The organism is Leptothoe sp. PORK10 BA2 (assembly GCF_034932105.1).
Classification (GTDB): Bacteria; Cyanobacteriota; Cyanobacteriia; order Phormidesmidales; family Phormidesmidaceae; genus Leptothoe.
This window is the reverse complement of record NZ_JAYGIG010000021.1, coordinates 33074-54200: the sequence shown is the minus strand read 5'-3', so window position 1 is coordinate 54200 and position 21127 is coordinate 33074. Positions and strand designations below refer to the sequence as shown.

At 52.7% G+C, this 21127-nt stretch carries 18 protein-coding genes and 1 tRNA gene; 7 read left to right on the top strand and 12 right to left on the bottom strand.

Translation table 11 applies throughout. The annotated features are described in order from the left end of the window. On the top strand, window positions 1–787 hold a 787-nt coding region (locus tag VB741_RS08085; RefSeq protein ID WP_323364650.1), incomplete at its 5' end, for an integron integrase. Window positions 788–1267: 480 nt separating this feature from the next. On the opposite strand, the gene VB741_RS08080 is transcribed toward VB741_RS08085, so the two are convergent. The 3 genes from VB741_RS08080 to VB741_RS08070 all read right to left on the bottom strand — a co-directional run bounded on the left by VB741_RS08080 (window position 1268) and on the right by VB741_RS08070 (window position 5042). Beyond that, on the bottom strand, window positions 1268–2407 hold the full coding sequence (locus tag VB741_RS08080) for a SpoIID/LytB domain-containing protein (protein ID WP_323364649.1): 1140 nt from the start codon (window positions 2405–2407) through the stop codon (window positions 1268–1270). 247 nt (window positions 2408–2654) lie between these two features. After that, entirely contained in the window at window positions 2655–4019 is a 1365-nt protein-coding gene (gene tftA, locus VB741_RS08075) for a hormogonium tapered terminus morphoprotein TftA (protein ID WP_323364648.1), read from the bottom strand. Window positions 4020–4969: 950 nt separating this feature from the next. Further along, window positions 4970–5042: transfer RNA gene (locus VB741_RS08070), tRNA-His, on the bottom strand. A 478-nt stretch (window positions 5043–5520) separates the two neighbouring features. Between VB741_RS08070 and VB741_RS08065 the strand changes: the two genes are divergently transcribed. From VB741_RS08065 to VB741_RS08055, 3 genes are all read left to right on the top strand, one after another. Then, the gene (locus tag VB741_RS08065; protein WP_323364647.1) at window positions 5521–6465 is read left to right on the top strand and encodes a sirohydrochlorin chelatase; all 945 of its coding nucleotides are present in this window, start codon (window positions 5521–5523) and stop codon (window positions 6463–6465) included. A 255-nt stretch (window positions 6466–6720) separates the two neighbouring features. Beyond that, window positions 6721–7524, top strand: coding sequence for a uroporphyrinogen-III C-methyltransferase (cobA, locus tag VB741_RS08060; RefSeq protein WP_323364646.1), 804 nt, complete (start codon window positions 6721–6723; stop codon window positions 7522–7524). A gap of 93 nt (window positions 7525–7617) precedes the next feature. Further along, a complete protein-coding gene (locus VB741_RS08055; RefSeq protein WP_442786321.1) occupies window positions 7618–8544 on the top strand; it encodes an RluA family pseudouridine synthase in 927 nt (308 codons plus the stop codon). 104 nt (window positions 8545–8648) lie between these two features. Here VB741_RS08055 and VB741_RS08050 read toward each other — a convergent pair whose 3' ends face one another. The 3 genes from VB741_RS08050 to VB741_RS08040 all read right to left on the bottom strand — a co-directional run bounded on the left by VB741_RS08050 (window position 8649) and on the right by VB741_RS08040 (window position 11117). Then, on the bottom strand, window positions 8649–9467 hold the full coding sequence (locus tag VB741_RS08050) for a phycobilisome rod-core linker polypeptide (protein ID WP_323364644.1): 819 nt from the start codon (window positions 9465–9467) through the stop codon (window positions 8649–8651). Window positions 9468–9595: 128 nt separating this feature from the next. After that, window positions 9596–10312, bottom strand: a complete 717-nt coding sequence (locus tag VB741_RS08045; protein WP_323364643.1) for a molybdenum cofactor guanylyltransferase — start codon at window positions 10310–10312, stop codon at window positions 9596–9598. A 106-nt stretch (window positions 10313–10418) separates the two neighbouring features. Then, entirely contained in the window at window positions 10419–11117 is a 699-nt protein-coding gene (locus VB741_RS08040) for a hypothetical protein (RefSeq protein ID WP_323364642.1), read from the bottom strand. Between the two features lie 224 nt (window positions 11118–11341). Here VB741_RS08040 and VB741_RS08035 point away from each other — a divergent pair, with 224 nt between their 5' ends. After that, window positions 11342–11851, top strand: coding sequence for a hypothetical protein (locus tag VB741_RS08035; RefSeq protein WP_323364641.1), 510 nt, complete (start codon window positions 11342–11344; stop codon window positions 11849–11851). 134 nt (window positions 11852–11985) lie between these two features. On the opposite strand, the gene dxs is transcribed toward VB741_RS08035, so the two are convergent. After that, window positions 11986–13899, bottom strand: coding sequence for a 1-deoxy-D-xylulose-5-phosphate synthase (gene dxs, locus VB741_RS08030; RefSeq protein WP_323364640.1), 1914 nt, complete (start codon window positions 13897–13899; stop codon window positions 11986–11988). Window positions 13900–14298: 399 nt separating this feature from the next. Here dxs and VB741_RS08025 point away from each other — a divergent pair, with 399 nt between their 5' ends. Beyond that, complete coding sequence (locus VB741_RS08025; RefSeq protein WP_323364639.1) at window positions 14299–14811, top strand: hypothetical protein; 513 nt, start codon at window positions 14299–14301, stop codon at window positions 14809–14811. A gap of 46 nt (window positions 14812–14857) precedes the next feature. On the opposite strand, the gene VB741_RS08020 is transcribed toward VB741_RS08025, so the two are convergent. Genes VB741_RS08020 through VB741_RS08005 form a run of 4 tightly spaced genes read right to left on the bottom strand, consistent with a single transcriptional unit; the run spans window position 14858 to window position 19398 of the window. Beyond that, on the bottom strand, window positions 14858–16579 hold the full coding sequence (locus tag VB741_RS08020) for an NAD+ synthase (RefSeq protein ID WP_323364638.1): 1722 nt from the start codon (window positions 16577–16579) through the stop codon (window positions 14858–14860). Window positions 16580–16630: 51 nt separating this feature from the next. Continuing rightward, the gene (locus tag VB741_RS08015; protein WP_323364637.1) at window positions 16631–17353 is read right to left on the bottom strand and encodes an NUDIX hydrolase; all 723 of its coding nucleotides are present in this window, start codon (window positions 17351–17353) and stop codon (window positions 16631–16633) included. Beyond that, window positions 17323–17994, bottom strand: a complete 672-nt coding sequence (locus VB741_RS08010; protein WP_323364636.1) for a nicotinate-nucleotide adenylyltransferase — start codon at window positions 17992–17994, stop codon at window positions 17323–17325. Before VB741_RS08010 ends, VB741_RS08015 begins: the two co-directional genes overlap by 31 nt. Before the next feature lie 12 nt (window positions 17995–18006). Next, window positions 18007–19398, bottom strand: coding sequence for a nicotinate phosphoribosyltransferase (locus VB741_RS08005; protein WP_323364635.1), 1392 nt, complete (start codon window positions 19396–19398; stop codon window positions 18007–18009). Window positions 19399–19796: 398 nt separating this feature from the next. On the opposite strand from VB741_RS08005, the gene VB741_RS08000 reads away from it, so the two are divergent. Continuing rightward, entirely contained in the window at window positions 19797–20681 is an 885-nt protein-coding gene (locus VB741_RS08000; protein ID WP_323364634.1) for a 4-hydroxybenzoate solanesyltransferase, read from the top strand. A 70-nt stretch (window positions 20682–20751) separates the two neighbouring features. Here VB741_RS08000 and VB741_RS07995 read toward each other — a convergent pair. Beyond that, a partial coding sequence (locus VB741_RS07995; RefSeq protein ID WP_442786318.1) for a WD40 repeat domain-containing protein occupies window positions 20752–21127 on the bottom strand: 376 nt, incomplete at its 5' end.

Here is a 21127-nt window from a genome sequence, read left to right as displayed (position 1 = left end):
AGCAGTGCAGAAAAATGTCGCGCCTTCAACCCAAAATCAAGCGCTGAGCGCTTTGATATTTTTGTACCGTGAGGTCGATCAGCGTGATACCGCTTGGGGCTTGAACGCGGTTCGAGCCAAAACCACTCGCTATTTACCGACGGTACTTACGCCCGAAGAAGCAATCTCAGTTCTGAAGCACCTGTCTGGAGTTTATCAGCTAATCGCTAAAGTTCTTTACGGTAGTGGCTTACGCCTCAGCGAAGGCTTGAAACTACGGGTTAAGGATGTCGATTTTTCTCAGAATCAGATTACCGTAAGAGATGCCAAGGGGAGGGAGAGCCGAGTCACGATGCTGCCTGTGGCTCTAGTTGAGCCTTTGGCTCAGCATTTGCAATCGGTCAAGCAACTTCATCAGCAAGATTTAGCGCAGGGCTATGGCTCGGTTTATTTGCCTTATGCGCTAGCGCGTAAATATCGCAGTGCCGAGCGCGAATGGATTTGGCAATATGTGTTCCCAGCGGATCGCCGCTCGCTTGATCCGCGCAGCGGTGTTTGCCGACGCCATCATCTTCATGAAAGTGGATTACAGAAAGCGGTTAAGCAGGCCGTTCGGACGGCAAGCATTCAAAAACGAGTAGGTTGCCATACCTTTCGTCATAGTTTTGCGACTCACCTGTTAGAAAGCGGTTACGATATCCGAACAATTCAAGAGCTGCTCGGCCATAAAGATGTCAAAACCACGATGATTTACACTCACGTTCTCAATCGCGGGGGGCGAGGTGTACGCAGTCCACTGGATAAATGAGAACGAATCGTCATCACGCTTGTTCGATGGAGTCATAGCAAGGCGTTTTCGCAGCCATGTGGCCGAGGTCTTTTGTCATCGAGGCTCTGGCTCTATCGGGTAGCGATTCACCTTTCACACAAGCCATTGCAACTTCTGCAATTCGATTTATCCCTCTTTTATCTACCCCATACGGATGATTAGGTGGAAAATTTCAGTATAATCAATCCTCCTATATACCAACCGTCCGGAAAGTTTTTTAAAAGTCAACGGAGAAATGAGGTTTTCATCCCATTTCGTGGTGTACCGTTTGAGGACTTGGCTGAGATTTTGAGCGCCCAGCTCAAGAATCCCATTTATACCAAATCGGCCATGCTTCTTGGCCACGGCGTTGTAGGAGGAAAAGGTCTAGATGGCAACTATCTGTGAAACAATCCATTCAGCTTGCTGAGAAGATTTTGGATGGTATGCCCGTGTCTCAAATCGAGGCCATTTTAGCCCCTACATTGGCCCCACCCGAGTGCCGTTGTAAAAATGGGTGAGAATTTCGTCATGGGCTTTGCCGTGCTCTGCCATGCCTCGGGCTCCCCACTGGCTCATGCCGATGCCGTGGCCAAACCCATTGCCTGCTACGGAGATGCTGGTGGAGCTAACGGCTAAGTCAAACTTGGTGCTGCGGAGTCCCAGCTTTTGGCGGAAGGTGTTGCCCGTAATCGTCAAAGCGCCTGCATCCCCAATAATGTTCATGCGATTTGCCCGACCTTGGGGAGTGCGGCTCAGCACCTCGACTGCCTGGATGGTGCCAGGGTAGCCGATCAGTGCACCGACTTCATCTAGGGAAAACTGGGCCCGCCAACTATAGACCGGGGCATTTTGGTCAAAGTCGGGCACCCCTTTGAGATAGGGTACGGCACTGGACCATACATGTTCGGAGTTTTCCGTATGGCCACCGGAGGAAGAATGGAACACCGCTTCGATGACTCGGCCACTATGGGTTAAGACTTTGCCACGGGTGGCGTCAACGGCGGATTGGGTGGAGGCGGCCTCCCCGTCTAGGCCTTTGTAAACTTGAGAGGACTGGGTGCTATTGAGGTCAAAGACTCGACCGCTGGCCTTACTCTGGTGATAGAGGGCATAGGAACGGGCGGCGACGGCTTGCGATCGCAACGCCTCCTGGGGCCAACTACTGGGCATTTCACTACCGACAACGCTGTAGAGATAATGGTCGATATCCACATAGTTCACGGCGGCCAAACCATTGTCGCTGGGAATCAGCTTGACCTTACCCCGGTACCAACGGTCACCAATCCAGACCACACCACCCTCTGAAGGTTCTAGCCAGAACGTACTGGATGTGCCAAACTCGCTCTGGCCATCCGTCAGTGCCAATTCTCCCCACCCTGCATCCACCGTAATCGGTTGCAACTCGGGCAGTTGCATCACCGTTTGCCCACGACTATCACGGATAACGCCCGTGGTGGAAGAGCCAATTTGTACTTGCTGGACATTGTTGCGGACCGCCACCCTAACATCGACAGCATTGGCCGGGAGTACCCACAGTAACCAGATTAGGGCTCCCCACCAGCCATGGCGGCTCATGGTTAAAACGTTAAGAGGCCAAGAATTATAGGTATTAGTCATAGCAGAGTGTCAAGAGTAAACGTGTCCTGGCACCTGGGATTTCCCTTGGGAGATTCACTACCTCCCACTAAAACCCTAGGGCCGCCACTGCGTTTTTAGAATAATCTCTACAGGGATATATGCCAGTTGGTATGTGACAGTTTGCCAGTGGTACCAGCTGGTTTAGCCATGGATCATAGCAGCTGGTGGCAACCTTTTATTGCATGAAGTAGGCTGCAACCACCTGGGTGAATGACTGGCCAGAGCGTCACAGCAGTTTAGCGGACTCGTATAACCGTCTGAGCATGGCCATGATTTTCTCGCCATAGTAGGGGTCAGCGGCCCAGCGACCGCTGAGTTGATCCACCAAGATGGCACTCCCCCGGCTGACAAATCGAAACCGTGGGTCGACCAATTCTTGCACTAAGGGTTCTTTGCTGGCGTAAGCCTTGAGATGTTGGATTTGGGCCCTCACCCCGATGCGGGCACTGGGGAAGGATGCGCCCGCCGCATTTCCCCCGATGGCACCGATACCGGCAAAGTTATTTTGGGAGGATTTGACATCGCCGCCAAAGCGAAGAAATGAGGTTTCCACACACATTTGGCAAAAGGCAATGTCATAATTGACCCCCTCAATGACTCCTTCTTCGCGATAAATTTTGGGCAGATCGGGAAAGTCCTGGAGGGCCGCTTCATTATTGTTTTTGAGGAACATGATCAGGCTCACCAGAGAGGCGTTGCCATGGCCCATAATCTGGTCCATCAGACCGGGGCAGATGCCCAGGGCAGAATGGCTCTTAATCTGGACTGTGCGGCTGGCGGGGTCCCACCCAATGGAGATATTGAAGTCCCGTAAATCCACGGTTTTGATGTATACCACATTGCCATAGCGCACTCGAAGAATTTCCGTATTGCTGGCTAAATCAATTCCGAGGCGGTCAGCGAGGTCAATGGGCACATAGGAATTGTTGTTGACGATGATGCCTTTTTCTTCGTAGACACCGCCGTTGATGGTGATGTTGACCGTGGGAAATTCGGATGCCGCCGGGCTGCTGGGTTCGGGGGTGCCATTGGTGGCCCGGCTCCAGGAGGCTAGACCGTCAGCCAGACCGAGGGCAAAGTCCCGGCGACGGCTGAGGAGCATGCTGCGATCTCGCTCATTGCTCAAATAGCCCAGTTCCATTAACAGGGAGGGCGGTTCTACCAGACGACAAAAGGCTAGACGGCCCATGCCTGCGGCTGTGTCGGGTTTGGCTCCCCGGCTGGGCAGCTGGGGTACACGACGCATCAAGGCCAGTAACATCAGCTCGGCATGGGCCTTGCGGGCGTCATTGTTGGCGATGTAATAGGAAGTGGCGCCCCGAACATCGGTATTTTGAAAGGCACCGACATGGATCTCTAGGGCAATATCCCCCGTTTGGTTACGGGCATTGATCCAGTCGATGCTTTGCTGCAGACTCAGGTCATCGGGGACGGAGAGGACTTGGAAACCTCGCGATCGCAACTCCGGTACGATCAGATCCCGAATGCGGATCATTTCCTGGGCTTCAGTGATGTTATCGATCTTTGCCCCCAGATCCTGGATCCCATTTTCAAATCCACCGTGGCCTGCCGAGATAAAAATTTGTGCCATGTGACCCTGTAAAGCGTTCTAATCCAAGCGCGTGCCAATTTCCCAGCAAGGATACATCAATTTCCCGATATGTGGCGATTCGCAGCGCGAAGTATTACACCATGGCATAGGTTAGTGATGAACGGTGGTCCAAAGCCATATTAACTTTGCAACAGCAGCCCGACCGTCATAGACGTCGCCTGGGGAGATTTTGGCAGGCATCTATCGGGGGAAATTCCTGTTCTTAAATCTGAGCAGTCAATAGTATAAAAAATAAGGCTAGGCGGCGGTCTTTAAAAGGAATAAATGTAAGAAAAAGACCGCTTTTTAGATCACGGTTTTTATGGCAAATACGGCTTTAAAAGCCATCTCCAGCGAGCTTTGAGCCGATAATGCTGGTGCTTAAAAATAATACATCAGTATTTTTTGATTATTTATAAGTCCCTCTGCAAAACATTAAGCAATATGGCAAATAGAATTATGCTTACACCGGTTAATTTATGGTGTAATTAACATCTACTAAATAAGGGTATGGTCCTGGACATCAGAAATCTATGATGTCGGATATTACGGAGCCGTTTCCTAAACCGGGGATTTTTGATCTTTGAAAATCTAATTGGGAATATTGGACTCTAATTGGGAATGTTGAATCACCCTCCTTTAGAAAGCCGTTAGGTGGAGATGTTTTCTAGTCCATTCGTCCATCAGTTATGGTGAGAAGCTGCAAAACCGCTATGGAATCAACACACATCGCATCAACTCCATCTGAGCCTTCGGCTATAGTGAATAACCCAACTGGCCATGATGGTATAGCCATCTATCTAGGGGCAAGCGTATTGATTTACGTGCTGTTGCTCTGTGCTCTAGCCCCTAAGCAACTGCAGATAGAACGACGCAAATCATCGCTTTAGATGCCTTGATCGGCATATTGATGGGGTATTTTGGTTATTTATTTGGTCATTTAAGAGAAGGGCGAACGACGGGGGTCGAACCCGCGAATGGTGGTACCACAAACCACTGCCTTAACCACTTGGCTACGCTCGCCATAATTTGGATTTCTATAATATCATCTCTGTTAATCGATAGACATGGTTTTCCTGAATAGTTTGCTGTTCAAGCGTTAGTCCCTAGGGGAGCTGGGATTACTAAGCAAATCTTGGTCGTGGATTACGGCAAAAATGCCAGCAATAAACTTAGCCATCTGCAAAACGGTCGGGTTTGGCCTAGAGACGTTGTGGCTTAGGGAAAGCGACTGGTTGCAACTTGGCCATGGTTTAGCATCAACCACAACAGAATTCTGACTAAATTCCATAGACACTACTATAGTGGGTGGGTCAGCTGGTTTTTCCGGTCAGCTGTTTCAATTGGCTAGGGTCAAACTAGGGCTGATATCCTTTTGGTAGTCATTAAAGTTGCTTAACAACGTTATCAGGTGTGTGTGGAGTGGTTGTCAGTCTGTTCAACAGACGGCGGTATGTGCCCAAGATTTTTTCCCTTGACAGTCTTAATTTAAAAACATCTCGTGACATCTACAGCTTATCTTCTGATTTCCCATGGTAGTCGTGACCCTCGGCATCAGGCAGCGATTAATCGGCTGGCACAGTTGGTGCGGGAGCGGCTCAATCCGTCTCTAATCAGTCCGTGGAGCAGTCAACCCTTAGGGATCCTTGGGGCTAAAACCGATCCGTCTGGAATGACGGTTTTTGGGGCGCGGGCTCATGTGCGTAAGGCCATTGGTAAGGATGGCGTGGTTGGTGGTGTGGTGACCACTGTCCCCATACCTAAAGTATCGGCTAACAGCTCTTTTAATAGCTCTCCGGTGCGTTTACCCGAGGATCGCCTGATGGTGGGCACCGCTGTTCTAGAATTCGGTCTTTTGCCGTTACACCAACAGATTTGTGAATTTGGTCGACGCCTGAGTTCGGCGGGGATTAAGCGGCTATGCCTGGTGCCGCTATTTTTGCTGAGGGGTAAGCATGTGATGGAAGATATCCCTGCAGCTGTGGCTCTGGCGCAAACCGAGTTGGCTGGAGTGATTGATGTGGAGCTAGGGGCGCATATTGGTGGGCATCAGCAAATATCTGATTTGATTGCCCATCGCTTTTCCCAGTCTCCTGAGGCTGGACGTTTACTGGTGGCCCACGGTAGCCGACGGGTCCGGGGTAACCGGGCGGTGGATGCCCTGGCCAAGTCCTTGGGTACAGCGGTTGCCTACTGGACTACAGAGTCGGACATTGAAAACCAGGTGATTGCCCTGATGCAGCAGGGCTGTTCCACGGTAACTATTTTTCCGTATTTCTTGTTTGCGGGCAGTACGACCGATGCGGTGGCCCATCTGACGGAAGAGTTAGCGGAGCGTTTCCCGAGGACAACGGTGCGGTTATTGCCGCCCTTGGGGGCGATGGCCGATGTGGCGAATTTGGTGGTGGAGACCTTGGGTCACAAAAAGACGGATGTTTATGGCTAGAGGTATCTAGTTGCAGTGCTAGTAGATTTTTCTGCTGTCCAAAAAACTAAGGCCAGGTGTTTTTGACCTGGGGAGGGGGGTCTTTAAAGGAAATCTGGTGGCTATAAATTCGGTGATTATGGCTTAAGGTTAAGAATGTCTTAAGCAGCATTGGTAAGACCCGCGCTTACGCTGTGTTGATTGTGGCAAAATACGCCGGGTAAGTTTGTCACAATCAATGGATATTCAACTTCCTTCAATCTCCGCTCAATTGATATGTCTCATAACCTTACCCAGGCCACATTTGGCAAAGTTTATCTGGTGGGAGCGGGTCCGGGTGATCCAGGGTTGCTGACGATTAAGGCTAAGGGGCTGTTGGATCATGCGGATGTGGTGATTCATGATGCCTTGGTTAGCCCACCCATTTTGGCGATGATTAGTGATCGGGCCCAGGTGATTGACGCAGGTAAGCGTCGTGGTCGGCATTCCATGACCCAAGCTGACATCACTCAACTGTTGATTGAGCAGGCTAAGGTGCATGCGGTGGTGGTGCGGCTCAAGGGGGGAGATCCCTTTGTGTTTGGTCGTGGTGGTGAGGAAATGATGGGGTTGATGGCACTCGGCATTGAGGTGGAGGTGGTGCCGGGGATTACGGCGGGGATTGCGGCTCCGGCCTATGCGGGCATTCCGGTCACCCACCGGGATTACAGTTCGTCGGTCACCTTTGTGACGGGCCACGAATCGACGGGGAAATATCGTCCCCAGGTGAATTGGTCAGCCCTGGCCCAGGGGTCGGAGACGATTGTGATTTACATGGGAGTGCATAACTTGTCGAATATCGTATCAGAACTGACGATGGCGGGGCTGGCGGTGGAGACACCGGTGGCCCTGGTGCGGTGGGGGACTCGACCCGAGCAGGAGGAGCTGATTGGATCCTTGGCTACGATTGTGCAGCAGGTGGAGGAGCAGCAGTTTGAGGCTCCTGCGATCGCAATCATCGGCCGCGTTGTCAATCTCTATGAAACCTTCGCTTCTGCCTCCCCCATGCATTCTCCCCATTGGGCGACTATTCAAGGTTAATGGGACAGGGGGAAATAGGATGCAGGTGTTATGGATGACTGGACGATGGACTATGAAGACGCGGGTGATGCGGACGGCGAAGACGGCGGTGTGATGGCGCTATCGGTGACCGATGCAGCAGGGGAACGGATTGATCGGTGGCTGGCTCAACATTGTGATTTATCCCGTAACCGGATTCAAAAGTTAATTGAGCAGGGGGCACTCAGCATTAATGATCAGCCCTGTACCAATAAAAAAATCACGGTTAATGCTGGGGATTACCTACAGCTGACCATTCCGGCGGTGGAACCTTTTGAGCTAATTGCCGAGGCGATTCCCCTGGATATTTTGTATGAGGATGAGTCCCTGGTGGTGGTGAACAAACCGGCGGGCATGGTGGTGCATCCAGCTCCAGGTCATCCCAATGGCACCTTGGTCAATGCGATTTTGGCCCACTGCGGCGACCAGCTGACGGGGGTGGGCGGGGTGCAGCGCCCCGGCATTGTCCATCGTTTGGATAAGGATACGACGGGGGCCATGGTGGTGGCGAAGACGGAGACGGCGCTACGTCAACTCCAGGCCCAAATCCAGGCAAAAACGACCCAGCGGGACTATTTGGGCATGGTTTTTGGGGTACCCAAACTGCCAGAGGATCAGGCTTGGGGTACGGCGGATGCCCCCATTGGTCGTCATCCCAAAGATCGGAAGAAAATGGCGGTGGTGCCCGTGGAACAAGGTGGACGACGGGCGGTCACCCACTGGCGAATCCAGGAACGGATAGGCAACTATACCCTGGTGCACTATCGGTTAGAAACTGGACGCACCCACCAAATTCGGGTGCACAGTGCCATGATGGGGCACCCGATTGTGGGGGATACGGTTTATGGTATAGGCCGTTCCGTGGGGGTAAAACTTTCTGGACAGGCGCTCCATGCGCACAAGCTGACCCTGACCCATCCAGTTACGGGGGAGTTGGTGGTTGCGATCGCACCGCTGCCGCCCAATTTTGAAACCCTACTACACCGCTTGCGCCAACGATAGGACTATGGCTGCTTTTCTCCATACCCCAGGCAAGGTCTAAGTAGCACAAAAAAAGCAGTGCTTGTAAAAGCACTGCTTTTCAAAATAGAAACTGCTAGCTATAACTAAGCACCCTGCTTAGCTTTCTCCACAGCGGCGGCGGCTACCGGGTCGTTGATGGGGAAATCAACTTTGCGGTAAGGAACGCCAGACCTAAAGTTCACACCAACGGCCGATACCCGTTGGGATGGCAGTGGCTGACTGTTACTCATGCCACGCACCATGTCCATGAACAGGGCAGGGCTACCAGGCTTGGGCTGCTGCTCCTGAGGAATAAAGCGACGGATGCTGCTCTGGAAGACAGGCCGGGGAAAGCCCAGAATAGAGCGATAGTATTCGTCGTAACGGGGTGACTTAATGTTGAACGGCAGTTCACCTGCACTACGAGTAGGTAGCACGCGACGGCGCTGGTAAGGCAAAATATCGTCGCCAAAGTTATCCAGATACTCTTCGCTGCTAAGAACCGCATCAATAAAGCTGGCATTACCCTTGCTGGCAACAATAATGGACCAAGCTAAGGTTTCTTGCTTATTAAAAACGTCACGCCCAAGGGCCCGCTGAACAGTCTGTTCTACGTAGCGGTAGTTGCTGTTCATGCCATAAAAGGCACGGTTGTAAGTATCGGACAATAGCAAACCACGGACAAAGTCACGCACAGTAATTTGATTGCTGCGCAGTTGGGACTCTAGAAATGGCTCACGGTCGGACTTAAATGCATGGAAAAAGATCTGACGATAGGCCGCCCCAATCAGATCGTCGATATCAGTCGAAGACAGAATATTCTGAGTTGAATAAATCTTAGGCTGATCATCCCCAGGAATTTCATAGCCCTGAACCCGAGAATTTTGGGTAACTGGTGAGTAGTTCAGCAGAGGAATCGCCACTTGAGAATCTCCAGAATATGAGGAAATTTAACAAACGTTAATCTTAAATATAAGGGTTTATGGTCCCAATGCCGGATGCAGTTTGGGAAAAGATCACACAGCTTAACATTGAAAAAAGACTGGTTTTGTCAAGCTGGATATGGGTTTCTATCTCCTAATCGATCTAAAAACTGCTGCCATTGTCCAGGAGTATTGCAGTTTTGTAATATATGAGAATTTTCTACCGATAGCGGTGTAACTCGCTCATTTTCATCGGTCAGCCACCGTTGAAATGAGCGCACATTATTGGCCAAGGCATTTTCCAGACTAGGAATACAGCGACGGTGGTAGAACCCACACAGGGGTTCCCAGCGCTGGTTGTGTCTAGGTAAAGATGCGATCGGCCTTTCGTTCTCCCTAGCTCCAGCCATCTCGCTAGATCCAGCCATATCTACCAAGCTCTGCTGCCATCTTTGCAGGGTGGGCACATCCAGAGCTGGCATGTCGCAAGCCAACACCAGTAACCAGTCGGGCCCTGGCTGGCGGTCATCCTGCAAAATCATAGACCAGCCCTGTGCCAGGGCCCCTAGGGGGCCATTTCCCACGGTGGGTTCTGGCAACAACCGGATAGCGTCCGACAGTAAATGGCCATAGCGCTCTGGCCATGGTGTCAGGACATAGGTGACACTGCTACAGGCTTGGGCCACCGTGCAGACCTGATGTAATAAGGTGGTAGCCGCCGTCGGTGTAGCTGATGGGACTGGTGTGGCTTGAGGCTCGGTGGGCCAGGATAAGAGAGCCTTATCCTGGCCCATGCGACGACTTTGCCCCCCGGCAAGAACTAATGCTGCAGTACGAGACATCATTAGGGACCCCCCGCAAGAACCAAAGCTGCAGTACGAGACATCATTGGGGACCCCCCGCAAGAACCAAAGCTGCAGTACGAGACATCATGATGGACAAGTCCTTGGGTTAACGACGGCGCTGACGTCCGGCCCACTCCTGCCCTTTAAAGAAATATGACAACCCCATAAATCCAGACAGTAATGCATAGATAGCACGAATGCCCCAACCGGCACTGGCAAAGAGCCAGTTATAAAAACTAAAAGCTAGGCCCAATAGACCACTCTGACGCTTCCCCAAATCAAGCACCTGCTCTTGCAGTGAGTCGATATCGTTAGTCGTTTCCAGATTACTTAACCGCAGGGGAGGTGTGGCCCGATCGGCCGTATACCAATAAAACCCTATGATTCCAGACTTTGAGGTTTCCCGTTGCAAAAATGTATCAGTCACCTGCTGGGACTGACTGATAGATAAACTTTCTTGGGTGGCCACCTGCTGTACCCAAATGCGATGGCGCACCTTATGGCCCAAGAGTAAGACTAAGGGCAGGGCGAAACCCAAAAATAGCAAGCGTACGCCCAGGTTGACATTAGCGGGGAGGTAATAGGTGAGCGCCCCCAACATGAGCCCTAACAGGGCCAATAAAATCGGGCTAGAGATCTCAGCCACTTCGAGGCTGGCCAGTACCCCCCCCACGATGGGTAGCGAATACAGATAGGAGTCCACACTCCAAACAATGGCTAGCTTACAAACAATCGTTAGCCCACAGGCAAGAGTGCCTAGTAAACAGTAGAGTCCAAGCTTGCTTTGGTGTGACTTTACGTTCATGGACGACCGAACTACATGATTAGCCATGCCTAAAATTAGTCGAAAACTGCCTTTCAGGAGCGTTTGCTGTCAATTTTTTAGTTAATCAAGGGCAAACACGCATCAACAATACCACCCAGGTGACTTTTCTCCCATGCTGGAGTCATGAGCAAATTATAATAGTACAATTGAACTACTTGATGGGCTAATCAAGTAGTCGGTTAAACAATTGAGGTCTGGTTGTGATGTCATCTGTTCAAACGGGTCAGCTCATTTCACTGCTCATAAATAATGTGTTGATGGTTATTATCGTTACCGCCGTCACATTGGTCGCGTGGCTGCGGTGGCATTGGTTGCGAGCCGGGAGTGTCGCCACTCGGGCCGTGCGTCGCCGGTGTCGCGCCGCCTATGTCAGTTTTGTGCTGACAGCGGTGGCCCTGCTGGGGATGTTGGTGAGTTTAGGGGGGTTGACCCTCCGCTCCATGATTGCCAGCAATGCCCTGGTGATGGGGGCGATGGGCATCTTTTTATTGAGCGTGATCATGTTGCTGGTGGCCCTGGGACTATGGTTTGTGGATTTATGTTTTGGTCTGACTATATTGCCTACGGTCAGGCGGTCTCGACAGAATCCAAGTTTGCCGATTTCCCCGATTGCCCTGATGCCGGCCGTAGCAGGGACAACCCTACGACGTAGACGGGGTCAGAGACAGCCGCGACGACAAGCTACTCAAAACGCCAAAAGTATGACTCACTAAGGGGGATCAATCGGTCAATGCCATCCCATTTTGAGATATTAAGAAATATTGAAATATTAGACGTTCCACCAAAAAACAGGAGACAGAAGGTTTCTAGAACCTGCCCCCTGTCTGCTTCAGGTTTCTAGACCGATTTATCCAATGTTGGCCAGCTGCAGCTGGGCTAGGGAAAATCGCTTGAGAATTTTCTCCGCCATTTGGGCCGGTGTCATCCCTAGGGCTGTTTTGGCCTGGTCTGGAGTCGCATGATCCACCAGAATGTCGGGCACACCTAACCGGAAAATGGGGACGTTAACATTTTGATCCAGCAGGGCCTCTGCCACGGCCGAGCCGAAACCGCCCATGAGGCAACCTTCCTCAATGGTCACCACGCGCTGAATTTTTTGCGCTAGGGGCACGATCAGTTCCTCGTCCAGGGGTTTGACAAATCGAGCATTAATCACAGTGGCTTCAATGCCATGCTCGCTCAGGATCTCTGCTGTTTGCATGGTGGGGTAAACCATGGCACCGTAACCCACGAGCAGTAGATCGTCCCCCTGACGCAGCACTTCACCTTTGCCAATGGGTACGGCTTCCCAGCCTTCTTCCATCAGGGGCGCACCGTGGCCGCTGCCACGGGGGTAGCGGACTGCAATAGGACCATCAGTATATTCAACCCCCGTGACCACCATCTTCTGTAGTTCGGCTTCATCCTTGGGGGCCATGACCACCATGTTGGGGATAGAACGTAGGTAGGCAATATCGTACATGCCCTGGTGGGTGGGACCGTCGGCTCCGACAATGCCCGCCCGATCGAGGCAGAAAAATACCGGCAGATTTTGAATGCAGACGTCATGGATGATCTGGTCGTAGGCCCGCTGGAGAAAGGTGGAGTAAATGGCGACTACTGGGTACATATTTTCACAGGCTAGGCCAGCGGCTAAGGTAACCGCATGCTGCTCGGCGATGCCCACGTCAATATATTGTTTGGGCAGGGCTGCCTGGAGCTTATCGAGGCCGGTACCGGTGGCCATGGCCGCTGTAATGCCGACGATTTTGGGATTATTTTCGGCTAGTTTCACCAAGGTTTCGGCAAATACCTTGGCATATTGGGGCGGGGTGGGTTTATTCGATGGATAGCCTTTGCCTGTGGTGAGGTTAAAGGGTGACTGGGCATGGTATCCCACCTGGTCCTTCTCAGCGATCTCGTAGCCTTTTCCCTTGATCGTAGCCACATGGACCAGGACCGGCCCCCCTTTGGCATGGGCTTCTTTAAAGGTGTTGATCAGTTCGCTTAAGTTGTGTCCGTCCACCGGACCCATGTAGGTAAAGCCTAGTTCTTCAAAGACCGCACCCACTTTGGACATGGCCAGCCGTTTCATGCCTTCTTTCACCCGGTCTAGTTCTGGGCTAAAGGAATCACCGACAAACGGAAGTTGCTTGAGTTGTTCCTCCAGGTTATCGCTGAGGAACTGCATCGGGGGACTCAGGCGAATCTTATTGAGGTATCGGGGAATGGCCCCCACATTAGGCGAAATGGACATTTCATTGTCATTCAGTACCACCACCAGATTGGTGTCGGGTAGATGACCGGCATGGTTAATGGCTTCTAGGGCCATGCCTCCGGTGAGGGCACCATCCCCGATGATGGCCACCACCTTGTAGTCATCCCCTTGGAGATCGCGGGCAATGGCCATGCCGAGGGCGGCGGAAATGCTGGTGGAGGCATGCCCTGCGCCAAAATGATCAAATTTACTTTCGCAGCGCTTGAGGTAGCCTGCCACGCCATCTTTTTGACGGAGGGAATCAAAATCGTGGTACCGGCCTGTAATTAGCTTGTGGGGATAGGCTTGGTGCCCCACATCCCAGGTGACTTTGTCACGATCTAGATCAAGGGTTTGATACAGCCCTAGGGTTAGCTCGACTACGCCCAAACCTGGCCCCAGATGCCCGCCGCTAGTGGCCACGGTTTGTAGATGCTTTTCTCGAATTTCCTGGGCAATGGCTTCTAACTGTTTCACAGACAAGCCATGCAACTGGTTAGGATGGGTGATTTCACTCAGATGCATGTTAAAGACCCTCTAGATCGTTTGTGCAATTATTACGGGTGTCGTTGCTGATTTTCTGTGTCGATAGAATAGAACAGGTCATCGGCTAACCCACCATCAGCTCGTGTTTGTAACTTATTCACTGTAGATTAGATCAGGGTTTCAAAGGGCAATGATTACAAAAATACCGCTCTCCTAAACCATGTCTAAGTTAAAACTTGTCTTATCCCCGATGGCAGGATGTCATGGACAGGATGCCGTGGCAGAATACCAGGGTGGACGTGGACAAAGTTTACTCAACGACTACTATGCCAGGATAGGCCGTTTGTAAACTACACACCGTAGCGTTTGCAGCGGATGAAGTGTACCTAATGCGGTATAGCCATGTTTGTTCCAATAGCTCGATTGAAAATGATTAAGATGACTCCTATTTTTATTGCCTGCCGTGGTCTTGGTCGTTCATTGTTGGCACCAGTGGCCTTGGGATTTGCCACAGCTTCCCTAGTGGCTTTGCCTAGCTATGGGTTGGATGATGCTAACTATGGTCAATGTGTGGCCGATTTGACGGCCGCTGGTCTGGCGACTGGGTCAGCGGCTGCTAGCTGTGCCGGGGCTCGTTTTCCTGGCACCCTAGGTGAATGTGTGGTGGATGTTAGTCAGGAAACGGGCATTGGTGTCGAGGATGCGTTAGAGGGCTGTGAGCGCTCCCGTCGTCCGGACGAAGTGGCCACCTGTACCTTGGATATTCATAGTGCCCTGTTGGAACAGCCTTCGGTGAATGCATTGGAACATTGCAGCCGGAGTTTATTGCCTGAGCGCTATGGTATCTGCGTTGTGGACCTCAGTGATCAGGCTCAGTTGGCTGTGGATCAGGCCCTGACGCAATGTGTCCGTGCGGGTTATCGTCCGTGGACAACCTCTCCGAGACAGTAAAGGTCCTGACTCCACCGGCTGGCGATCGCCATGAACGGGATTCGTTTTACGTACTCCACTTACTGGCGATGGGCATGCGCCAGCCGAGGCCAAAGGCGCGGTCGGTGACCTTGAGTACTGGTGGGGCCTGGCGGCGTTTGAATTCGGCACGGGTGAGGAGATGGACAATTCTTTTGACCACATTGGGGTCGTGGCCTGCGGCGACGATGTCGGTGGTGGACTGGTGGTGTTGGATCAGCCGCTCTAGGATGTCGTCTAGGATGTCGTAGGCGGGGAGGGAGTCTTGGTCTACTTGTCCCGGGCGCAGTTCGGCACTGGGGGGTTTGGTGAGAATATTGTTGGGGATGATTTCAGCTTGGCCGGTGGGTTCGATCAGACCTAGGGGAAGCTTGTTTTGGATGCTGTGGTTTAACCAGTGGCAGAGGTTGTAAACCTTTGTCTTGGGGACATCGGCAATGACGGCGAGACCGCCATTCATGTCGCCATAGAGGGTGCAGTAGCCGACGGCCATTTCGGATTTGTTGCCGGTGGAGAGGAGCAGATGGCCAAATTTGTTGGCGATGGCCATGAGTAGGTTGCCCCGAATGCGAGACTGGAGATTCTCTTCGGTGACGCCGGGGTCGGTGCCGGCAAAGAAATCGTGAAAGGTGTTGTCGTAGCTTGCCATGAGATCACCTATGGGCAATGTCTGGGTGCTAATGCCTAGGTTATGGGCCAGTTTCTCGGCATCGCTGATGGAGTGGTCAGAGCTATAGGGGGAGGGCATGAGTACCCCGAGTACATGGTCTGGGCCGAGGGCGGCGGCGGCGATCGCAACTACCAAAGCCGAGTCAATGCCACCGCTGAGACCTACCACGGCCTTGGTAAAGCCGCATTTCTGGCTGTAATCTTTGACCCCTAGCACGAGGGCAGACCATATTTCCGCCTCGGGGGTGTCCAGCAAGGGGGCCATGGCAGCAGGCTGCAAATCCCGTTGGGCCATGTCATAGTCCACCACCTGGAGGGCTGTTTCAAACCCACGGCTACGGCTAACCACGGCCCCTTGGCGATCCATGGCCACACTACAGCCGTCAAAAATTAGATCGTCGTTGCTACCTACCTGGTTGACATACACAATGGGGCAGCTGTGCTGGCGGGCGGCGTGGGTAATCATTTTCTCTCGCAGCATTTGTTTACCCACCGTAAAGGGGGAGGCCGATAGGTTCACTACCAGGTCCACCCCCACTGCTACCACCTCAGCGGTGGGATTTACTTCATAGGCTCGCTGGCCCCAAAAGCCATCTTCGTTCCATAGATCTTCGCAAATGGTCACACCGATGTGGAGGGATTGGTTGCCATCTGCTAGGAAAAAGTGGTTGGGTTGGGTGCCGGACTCAAAATAGCGATCTTCGTCAAATACGTCGTAGGTGGGCAGCAGCCGTTTGTGGAATAGGGCTTTGATGGTGCCATTTTCCAATAGGGCCATGCTGTTATAGAGGGGCTTTTCGCCCTTTTGCTGGGCCCCAGGGTTGGACTGGGCCACCCCTACCAGGGCGGCTAAGCCGGGGGGGAGATCCTGGGCCACCTGGGTGAGGACGGTTTGGCTCTGTTGAATAAATCCTGGACGCAGCAGCAAATCCCTGGGGGGATAGCCACAGAGGGAGAGTTCGGGGGTGAGTAACAACTGTGCCCCTTGTTCTGCTGCGCGGCAGGCGGCGGCTAAAATCTGTTGACCGTTGCCGGTGAGGTCACCGACGGTGGGATTGAGCTGTGCGATCGCAAGTTTCATAGTTCAAAAATAGTAAAAGGTAGTACAAAAGAGTAAAAAGAATAGAACTGATTAAACAAACACCATGGGCTTATCTTTTAACGGCTCAAACGCATCGGCATCAAACCGATAGAGACTGGCGGGACGTCCCGCACCACGGGAAGTTTTAATGCCCGTATCGGTTAAAAAACCTAGCTTCAGCAGCCGGGTACGAAAGTTGGAGTAGTCGGAAAAATCTTCCCCCAAAATGGTGACATACACCTGGTATAGAGCACTCAGGGTAAACATTTCGGGCAAGACATCAAAGGCGACGGGGCTATATTTAACCTTGTTGCGCAAGCGCATGGTGCCATAGGAGAGAATCTCCTGATGGTCAAAGGCTAGGTCGGGCAAATGGGCTAGGGGATACCAGGCAATGCCGCTTACCCCATCGGCAATCAGTTCTGCTTCGGCATAGCGCACCAGGGCAAAGTAGCTGACGGAGAGATAGCGCACGTTATAGGCATTTTCCGCTTCGCGGGGGTCTCGTTTGGGGCCACCAAAGGAGTAAAGTTGTTCCACATAGAGATTTTTGGCCCGGATCTTTTCCGAGAGAATGCGGTAAGAGGCCGTTTCGAGGGATTCGCCTTGGCGGACCAGGGTGCCCGGTAGGGACCACTGGCCTAAAAAGGGTGCTTCATGGCGCATGACCAGAAGCACCAACAGCCGATTTTGCTCGGTGTCCACCGAGAAGATGACATTGTCAATGCCGACTTTAAAGTCGGCTAGGGGGTGGTCGGAGTGTTTGCCGGGCATGGGTACAGGTTGTTTTGTTGGATGTAGGCTTGCACGACAGCGGGAATCTCTTCGGGGTGTTGGGGATAGCCTTGGCGCAGGGTGCTGGAAGAAATGTGGTGCTGGGTGAGGGGAGTTGCGATCGCAACCTCCGCTCCATAGGCCCTCAACGCCCCCAGATCCTCCTCATTCAGCTCATAGCCCGGACGGAGAAAGACCAAAATCTTCGCCCACCGGATCACATCCGCCGCCCGATACCAGCTAGGCAACTGCTTCACCAAATCCGCCCCAATCACAAAAGTAAACTCAGCCTGGGGCCACAGTCGGCGCGCCCGTTCCAAGGTAACCGCCGTATAGGGATGGCTCAGCTCCGGATGCAACTGAGTCTGGCCGGGGGTATGCAAATCAGCAATCGCTAACCCCAGCATGTCCATGCGCATGGCAATGGGCGACTGGTCTGTTTTCCAAGGGTTATCCGAGGCCCACACCGCCACATAGTCAAACTGATAGCCCAAGGTGGCCACAATACTGCGATGGCCGTTGTGGGGCGGATCGGCACTGGTGCCAAACAGGGCCACCCGGCGGGGACTGACGGGTGGCATAATCACGGACAATCGAAATTCATCAACGTCTCCCATCAAACTGTTAGGTGGATGATTCATGGTGCAAGAGCCTTAACTAACAGTAGCGAGTTGACCGCGGCGCGTGCAATCGGTCAGCGCCTGCAATGCATTCGAAATCTCTGCCTGGGGCACCACGGGATTGTTCACATCCCTAACGGCAACGGGCAGTTGGGCCACAGACTCAGTAGCCCGCTGGCGAATTATCTCCAGGGTTTCCACGCCCCCGATCCGTTCTCCATGGCGCATGACGGGAATTAAGAGTGCTTCTGCCTCGGTTTGCCCGTTGGTTGACACCTCTGTGGGTGTGGCTGCGGATATATCTGTGGGCGTCTCTTCCGTCACCAGCCCGAGGCGATCCCCCGCTGCAGTGCGAAAGATCTGCTTGCGCCCAGGGTAAGTGAGCTTGCCACTAGCCTCCTTCATCACCGGAATACCATCAATATCCACCAGTTTATACACCCCATTCACCGGACTGCCCGTCACCAGTTTTGTCCCCAACCCATACCCATCAATGCAGGCGTTGGCCTGTTTCAGTCGCAGAATCTCCCCCTCATCCAGATCCCCACTGGCAAAAATAGGCACCCCAGGCAGTGCTTGCCGCACCTGCTGGGATAGGGCTACCAGATCCCCCGAGTCCAACCGCACCCCGGCCAACTTTTTCGGCGGTGCCTGTCCCAAGCGCTTTGCCGCCGCCACCGTGTCATAGGTATCAATCAGCAACGGTGCCCCAGGAAAATAGCGATGAAACGCCTCAAAGGCATCCGTCTCACTCCCTTCCAAGGCGGAAATCGCCATCACCAGGGCGTGGGCCATGGTGCCCATCGGTTTCCGCCCCAGCTTCAGAGCCGCCAGCACATTCGAAGTAGCATCTATGCCCCCCGCCAAAGCCGCCCGTGCAGCCCACAGTGCTCCCTGGGGACTAAAGGCCCGCCGGGTGCCAAATTCCAACAGGGTGGCATCTGGCCCCGCCACATCCCGTAACCGAGCGGCCCGCGTCGCAATTAGGGTTTGGTAGTTAATGGCATTGAGCAAATAGGTCTCCACAATCTGGGCCTGCCACAGGGGCGCTTCCACCCGCAAAATCGGTTCATTGGCATAGATGACGGTGCCCTCTGGGACGGCCCACACATCCCCAGAAAACCGACCACTAGCCAACAGACTCCAAAACTCAGCCGGTGCCCCAGCAAAAATGCCCGTCGCCTTTAGGGCCGTCAGCTGCTCAGCGGTAAAGCGAAAATTTTCCAAATAGTCCAGGGCCGAAGCCAGCCCTGCCGCGATCAAATAGCCAAACCCTGGGGGTAGGCGGCGCACAAACAGTTCAAAGCTGGCCCGCCGTTGGTCTAGCCCTTCCCCCACATAGCAGGCCGCCATGGTCAGCTGGTACAAATCGGTTAGCAGGCCATAGTCATCGGGCTGCATGAGTAGTGACAAATCGTTGAGCATGGGAAACCGTGGTTTATATTATGGTTATATTAACCATAATATCGGGAGGTGTTTAGACTGATTTATAAAAATATAGCTAAGCTTTATGGTCATAACCAATGGTTATGGATAAAGAAAACGATTATTTGAAGGTGCGATCAGTTATTTTCTGTGGTTTGATGCCGCAGCCTCATCAGCCCCTCTATCTATGTCTTAGGCGTATTTTTGGTGTATATAAATATAATTAATCCATGTCATTAAGCCGACACGGTTGCTAAATGCCGATTGCCCCTTGCCCCTTGCTCCCTTTCCACCTTGCGCTTCATCCCCTCGTCCATCTTCTTCAAAACCTCTTCCCCAGCGGGCAATTAGAAAGATATCCTTAAGACAGACTATCTAACCCTAATTCCCTGCAATTCATGCCTCCGTCTTCGTCCATTGTCGAACCTACGTGGAAAACGGTCATCCGACTCATGCGTTGGGATAAGCCCACGGGCCGTTTGATCCTGATGGTGCCTGCCCTGTGGTCCCTGTTTGTAGCGGCTGAGGGGAAGCCAGATACGTTGCTGCTGGCGGTGATTATTTGCGGCAGCCTGGCCACCAGTGCCGGGGGCTGTGTGGTGAATGATCTATGGGATCGCAACATTGACCCCCAGGTAGAACGGACCCGAAACCGGCCCCTAGCTTCTCGGGCCTTGACGGTGAGAACGGGCATTGTGATTGCCGTGGTGTCCTTTCTCTGTGCCATTGGCTTTGCCCTATATCTCAATCCGTTGAGTATTTTGCTTTGTGCGTTGGCGTCTCCGGTGATTGTGTTATACCCGCTGGCGAAACGGGTGTTTCCGGTGCCGCAGTTGGTGCTGGCCATTGCCTGGGGGTTTGCGGTGTTGATTCCTTGGAGTGCGGTATCTGGCCGGTTGGATTTGGGGGCTTGGTTATTGTGTGGGGCGACGGTGCTGTGGACCCTCGGGTTTGATACGGTCTATGCAATTCCTGACCGCAAGTATGACAAGCAGCTGGGGGTAAATTCTAGCGCTCGCTTTTTTGGGTCTAGTACGCCCGAGGTGGTGGGGTTGCTGTTTATGGGTACTGGAATTTTGTTGTTGTGGTTAGGGGTGTATGAGGGTTTGGGGCCACTCTATATGGTGACTTGGGCCATTGCCTGTGGCATGTGGTTGATGCATTACCGGAAGCTGCGGCATCAGCGACAGCCTGCCCATGTGTATGGTCAGATTTTTCGGCAGAATGTGATTCTTGGGTTTGTGTTGTTGGGGGGCATGATTGCGGGATCGTTGGTGGGATAACCCGGCGGGTGGGTAGGGTCCACCATGGGGAAACTATTCATTGGGTTTCGCCACGTTTTAATGCTGTTGTTTATCCATTGATCCAATCGATGAATTTGCCTAATAAAGTCTCCTGGAATGTGCTGCTACGAGGTAAATAGTCTTGGCAAACACCCTCCTTGGCAGCCTCTTGCCCGTTGGGATTATTCAATAAATAATCCCTTAGCCAATTACAGCTCCATGCCATTAAATTTTCTGGATTTCGATCCCATAGTTTGACGGTTTGGTCAGAACTGGCGGAGGCAATGGTTTGGCCATCGGGGCTAAAGGCGACACTCCTGACCCCAGAGCTATGGCCTTCTAGGGTGTTGAGGAGGGTGCCATTTCGATCCCATAGTTTGACGGTTTGGTCATCACTGGCGGAGGCAATGGTTTGGCCATCGGGGCTAAAGGCGACACTCAAGACC